Below are 5,877 nucleotides of genomic sequence, written 5' to 3'. Positions count from 1 at the left end.
TCATTAATTGCTGGAATTACTGGTATTGTATTAGTCTCTATTGGGACTGTATTGAGGTCAAAATTAAACCGCTTATCTACGATTCCACGAATTGGGGTTCTTACATATGCTGGAATCGCCTTAGCGTCGTTTTTGATCCCACTTTTATTTAATAATCCGTTCTCTATACCTGATCAGGGTAGTCTCCACACCCGATATCGACTCTTAGAAATTGGAGTCCGAAACGCTGCTGAATATCCGCTTGGAACGGGGTTAGGAGGGTTCCCGGAAGTTATCGCAAATTCGCCACTCCGACCAGAACGTGTCCGAACTCCCCACTCGTGGGCAATACAATTGCTGGTTGAATTGGGCGTTCCAGGTGTACTGTTGTTTATATGTTTGTTTGGCCGCGTTACTGACCAGCTGCTGTATCAAACTATATGCGGTGATAATTGGATGGCTCTCCCGCTTGCTACAATATTACTCATCACACCGGTGAGTTCAATCGGTCCGAGTGAATCTCTCTATATGCCGGAATTGTGGTTGGTTCTAGCTCTTGGGCTCATTTATCAAATTCGATCCACTCAGGGTTGGCCTGGAGAATAAATTGAACTACGCTCTTGGTACTGCACGGAAAACATCACTTTCAATATCAGTTGAGGTTGGCAGAAGCGAGCACTTTGATTTGGAGAGCCTGTCAAATGTATCCGAGCATCTAACCGAAATACTGGCTGATGTTCTAGTTTTCTCCGTTCTGGAAAACGTGGATCACTCACTCTGGGATGGCTGAAAGGTCCTATCTATCATCGAAAAAATACGTCTTCTCAAGGACATCCCAAAACCGCTCAACGAGAGTTTCCTGTGAGTATCGTTCTACGACCCGTTGTCGACTCGATTCACCGAATTGAGAGCGGAGCTTTGGATCATCAAGCAACGTTTCAATTGCCTCTACATATGCCTCAATATCCTCAGGATCGGCGATGAAACCTTCCTTCCCATCCCGAACGTTTCGAGGAATTTCACCGGCTGTACTAGCAATGATAGGTTTCCTCGCAGCCATCGCTTCTAGCACGGTTATACACAGCCCCTCGTAATGGGATGGCTGAAAGTAGATATCGACGGCCGAAAGGAACTCGGGGACAGAATCGATACGTCCGAGAAACGAGATGTTAGCGAGTCCTCGCTCGACAGCTTCGTCGACCAATTCCTCTCGTCGAGGTCCATCACCAGCGATGGCAAAATGGACCTTTCGATCAGTCAACCGTGATGCCACCTCAAGAATCGCGTCGTGGTTTTTCGCCGCCGAGAGCGTTCCGACGGTCCCAATAACGATCGTACCTTCCCCGATGTGTTCGAGGGGGCCACCACCGACGACCGAGTAGTCAAGCGATTGGAGCAGAACAGACGGCCGATCGTACTCGTCTATCGAGAGTCCGGCGATCGGAACGGTCCAGATTTTCTCCGGATCGACCCCTTGTCGTTCGACTAACATTGTCGCGACCGCTTCCGAATCAGCAAGAACTGCATCGCACCGACCGATGGTGAACTTGTCGACCCAGCGGCGCATCATCGTCTTGAACTGTGTGTTGTGTGCCCAAGTCAGTAGCGTATCCACTGGGATCACCAAATCGAAGAGACGAGCCACGATCTCCGCATGATAAATCGAACCTAAGAGAATATCTGTCTCGCGAAGGATCGGAATCAGAGGTGACAGCTTGTGAACGAAGAGTTTGTTCTCGATTCGGAGATCGACGAGATCAACATGATCGGGGATATCGGGAACCACGGTCCGTTCGCCTCCATCGAGCGCAACGACCGTCACGTCGAGTTCGTCCTCAGGAATCCCATCGAGCAATCTTGCCATACCAATCTCGGCACCGCCAATTTCCAAGCCACTGATGAGATACGTGAGATTCGGTGCCTCGCTCATCTTGAAATGACTCGATTGAAATGACGACGTGCGATGATTAGTTCTCGGTCCTGCATCGGCAGGTTAAACCTTGTATCCCAGTTGCCGAAGACGATCCTCGACGGCGTCTGCGTCCACATCTTCCTCGTTCGCAACGGGGGCCTCCGACCGGATCGCCTTTCGATTCGAATACTCACAGACGAACCATGGCACGTCGATGAGTTCGTCGACATACAGGCCGTCGAAATGGCCGTACGTCTTCACTGGAATCGGAAACACGCGCTCGCCAAGGAGTTCGCCATGATCCGAAGTGATGACTGTCTTCCCTGTCAGCTCCGAGACAAGTTTCTCGGCGTGGTCGAGGACAATATCGAGGTTCTCTCGGTATGCCTCCCAGAGGAGTTCGTCGGTGATGTCATCACTCTTGCGAAGCGTTTCGATCAGTCCAGAGCTAAGTTCGAAGTGCTCTTGCCCGGTCGGTCCAATATACGGTTGGTGCGGCTGCATATAGTGAACAATGAGCCGCTTGTCCGGGTATTCCTCTGCGACCTGTAGCGCCTGCTCGGTTACGGTTTCGGGGCGTATCGAGATCCCCGCGAGGTCGAGATGATCGATCTGTAGGTTCACGAACTGGTGTACTTCGGCATTGATCTCGTCTCGAAGTTGTGCGAACCACTCGTTGGCAGAGATATACACAGTGTCATATAGCTGTTTGTTCGAAAAGTTGCCACGGACGAATTCTGGAGACATTCCTCCTTTAGACCGTCTCTTCTCCAGATGTCCCGACATCGAGATTTGACGCTCGAATGAATCGTACCGACACGCATCCAAAATAATCAGGTTATCCCAGTCCTCCTGGGTGAAGATATCTGTTCCGTGAGGGTAGGAGGAACGTTGACGTCCTCTAGTATGATAGAGTTTATTTACCTCTCGGAGCAGGGCTGTAGGATCTGTCAATCCTTTCTTGATATCTTGTAAATTCATAATTCTCTAATGAATCCCGTAGATGTACTGGTATAATATCTTTCCAAATGGCCGCTTCGTATCATGGTATACTGAATAGGTGATATCGGGAGCAGTAAAAACTCATTATATCGGATAGCACTTGGTCACTATACTTGATAGAGTCATATCCTAGTGTCACCGAGCAAATAGACTGTAGATTACTTCGCGAACCTGTGGCGGGAGAAGCCTCGGCGGAACACGAAGGCAGAGGTGTTGCAACGTGTCACGTCGTGAGGCAATACCGAGTTGCCGAAGTTCTTGTGCCATCTGCATCTCCGCACGCGCGTACTCTAGACCACCTCGCCGGTCAACGAGGTCATTAACCTGTGCCCGAACAAGAGTCTTATCGAGATTCCGGAATCGAAGTCCAGCGGAAAGACACCGTGCCCATAGGTCCCAGTCTTCCATCATTGGGAAGTCACGATATCCACCTGCGCTGAGAACAGCTTCACGGTCAAACATCGTGGTTGGATGGTTTAATGGACAGCGCCATGACATCCACTCAGCAATCTCGTCATGTGTTATTGGCACTTCTCGTGTTCGTTCTGGATGTTCGGGATCATCATAAAATTCCGCGAGGTGTGACCCAACGACATCTGCTTTGGTGTCTGTGAGGACCGTTTTCTGATCGGCGAACCGCTCGGGCTCAGAAATATCGTCTGCATCCATTCGTGCGACGAACGGCTCTGAACACCTCTTTAGACCAGCTTGAAGCACACCCCCCAACCCTGAGGCGTCAGGAATGTGTTCGTGGCGACTATCTGAATGAGTACTGACTAAGTCCTCAATAGCCGTTTCAATATCTTCCGTGAGCGATTGGTTCGTCACAAGGACGATCTCTGATGGCGATACCGTTTGCTCGACGATACTTTGATGTGCACGATACAATCCAGCGGTATCGCTTGTGGCAGCTACAGGCAGTAATACGGAGATCCCACTCATCAGTTTAGTCTCCAGTTCATTTCAGCGGGGACTTTCAACTCATCTTCACACAACGGCTGAAAAGGAGTATCTCTACCTGCGGTGAGTACGTTAGTATCCATTATTGGTTCGCACTCAGTACCGATGGATAAACAAACCGGTGATCGACTGTGGGTTTGTCACTATTGGTTAGGTGATTTTTAAACAGACAGTTGTGTCTAACGCTACTCTATCGCTTCTAATTCCTTGCCCTGCAACAATTCTTCTGCCTTCTCCTGATCCTCAGGATATCCAACGTCCACGCGCCATCCATCAATTCCGATTGCATCGATTGTTCGTCCACTCTGAATTAGCAAATCAATCGCTTCACTAATTTCATACTCACCACGATTTGATGGCTGTACAAGATGACATGCGTGGAAAATGGCTGGGCTGAATGTATAGAACCCCGTCATTACCAAATTAGATGGCGGATCCTCGGGCTTCTCAACAACGTCGGTCACTTCACCATACTGGTTCGTATCACACACCCCATACCGACTTGCCTCCTCCCAGTCTACTTCCTCCACGAGGAACGCAGCATCGGCCCGATCTTCTTGCTGCCGCCGAACAACATCCTCCAGATTCGCCTCGAAAATATTGTCGCCGAGCATCAGCATGAAGTCGTCGTCGATGTGCTCCTCAACCGTCAATAACGCGTGCGCCAGACCATTCTGTTCCCGCTGGTGTGCGTACGTGATCGGGATACCCTCGAACTCGTCGCCGTAGTGTTCGATGACATTTTGCTTGAGGTATCCCACCACCACGACGAGTTCGTCCGCGCCCAACTCGGCGAGCTGTTCGAAACAGTGCGTGAGAATGGGCTTCCCGTTGATTTCGACCATTCCCTTGGGTTTGTCTTCCGTGAGCGGACGGAGTCGTGTACCTTCACCGGCCGCAAGCACGACAGCCTTCATAACTATCCGAATGGTGGCAAGATACCGTGATATGTCTTTCCACCTCGTAACCAAACTTTGAGGAGCCGACCGTCGAATTAGCAGGTAATGCAAGTCAGTATCGTCGGCAGTGGATATGTGGGAACGACCATCGCAGCCTGTTTTGCAGATCTCGGTCACGAGGTCGTCAATATCGATATTGACGAAGATATCGTCGAGACCATTAATAGCGGAACTCCACCGATCCACGAGGACGGACTTCCCGAACTCGTCGGGAAACACGCTGGTCAAGACGGTACTGGACGACTACGGGCGACTACTGATTACGATTCTATCTTCGCCACTGACGCGACGTTCCTCTGTCTGCCGACACCACAGGCCGACGACGGCAGCATCGACCTCTCCGTTATGGAAACCGGTGCGACCCAACTTGGGAAGACACTCGAAGCAACCGAGGACTGGCATACGGTCGTCGTAAAGAGTACAGTTATTCCCGGCACCACCGAAGACGTGATTACGCCGATTCTAGAGGAAGAAAGCGAGAAGACCGCTGGTGAGCACTTCGGCGTCGGTATGAACCCCGAGTTCCTCCGAGAAGGAACTGCAGTACACGATTTCCTGAACCCCGACAAGATTGTCCTTGGTGCGGACGATGACCGAGCACTCGCCGATATGCACGACATCTTCGAACCGCTCGTCACAAAATCCGACGCGCCCGTTGTGGAGCCTGACACGCGGACAGCAGAGATGATCAAGTACGCGAACAACAGCTTCCTTGCCGCGAAGGTCTCGCTGATCAACGACATTGGAAACATCTGTAAGGAGTACGGTATCGACGCCTACGAGGTCGCTGACGCCATCGGTCTTGACGACCGCATCAGCGAACAGTTCCTCCGTAGTGGTGTCGGTTGGGGCGGCTCCTGCTTCGGGAAGGACGTCGCTGCAATCAGTGCTGCCGCACGCGAACGTGAGTACGACCCTGCTATGCTTCGTGCTGCGGTCGAAGTAAACGACCGACAACCGAATCGGCTCCTCTCGCTTATGGACGACCACGTCGATGTTTCGGGAGAACGAGTCGCAGTGCTCGGACTCGCGTTCAAACCGGGTACTGATGATATTCGGAATTCG

At 51.2% G+C, this 5,877-nt stretch carries 6 protein-coding genes; 2 read left to right on the top strand and 4 right to left on the bottom strand.

Annotation, left to right across the window (positions count from 1 at the left end):
- Positions 1 to 585 (top strand): O-antigen ligase family protein (locus ACFQEY_RS14840; RefSeq protein ID WP_379770007.1); only part of this gene is annotated, 585 nt, incomplete at its 5' end.
- 190 nt (positions 586 to 775) lie between these two features.
- On the opposite strand, the gene ACFQEY_RS14835 is transcribed toward ACFQEY_RS14840, so the two are convergent.
- The 4 genes from ACFQEY_RS14835 to aglF all read right to left on the bottom strand — a co-directional run bounded on the left by ACFQEY_RS14835 (position 776) and on the right by aglF (position 4,770).
- Entirely contained in the window at positions 776 to 1,909 is a 1,134-nt protein-coding gene (locus ACFQEY_RS14835) for a glycosyltransferase family 4 protein (RefSeq protein ID WP_379770004.1), read from the bottom strand.
- 63 nt (positions 1,910 to 1,972) lie between these two features.
- Positions 1,973 to 2,845 carry an alkaline phosphatase family protein gene (locus ACFQEY_RS14830; RefSeq protein WP_379770002.1) on the bottom strand — a complete coding sequence of 291 codons (873 nt, stop codon included), beginning with the start codon at positions 2,843 to 2,845 and terminating at the stop codon, positions 1,973 to 1,975.
- Between the two features lie 183 nt (positions 2,846 to 3,028).
- The gene (locus ACFQEY_RS14825; RefSeq protein ID WP_379769999.1) at positions 3,029 to 3,835 is read right to left on the bottom strand and encodes a glycosyltransferase; all 807 of its coding nucleotides are present in this window, start codon (positions 3,833 to 3,835) and stop codon (positions 3,029 to 3,031) included.
- Between the two features lie 203 nt (positions 3,836 to 4,038).
- Positions 4,039 to 4,770, bottom strand: a complete 732-nt coding sequence (gene aglF, locus ACFQEY_RS14820) for a UTP--glucose-1-phosphate uridylyltransferase AglF (RefSeq protein WP_379769996.1) — start codon at positions 4,768 to 4,770, stop codon at positions 4,039 to 4,041.
- Between the two features lie 87 nt (positions 4,771 to 4,857).
- Here aglF and ACFQEY_RS14815 point away from each other — a divergent pair.
- On the top strand, positions 4,858 to 5,877 hold a 1,020-nt coding region (locus ACFQEY_RS14815), incomplete at its 3' end, for a nucleotide sugar dehydrogenase (RefSeq protein WP_379769994.1).

The sequence above is a fragment of the Halorubrum trueperi genome (assembly GCF_042662525.1).
In the GTDB taxonomy this organism is placed as follows: Archaea; Halobacteriota; Halobacteria; order Halobacteriales; family Haloferacaceae; genus Halorubrum; species Halorubrum trueperi.
This window is presented reverse-complemented; position numbering and strand designations above follow the sequence as displayed.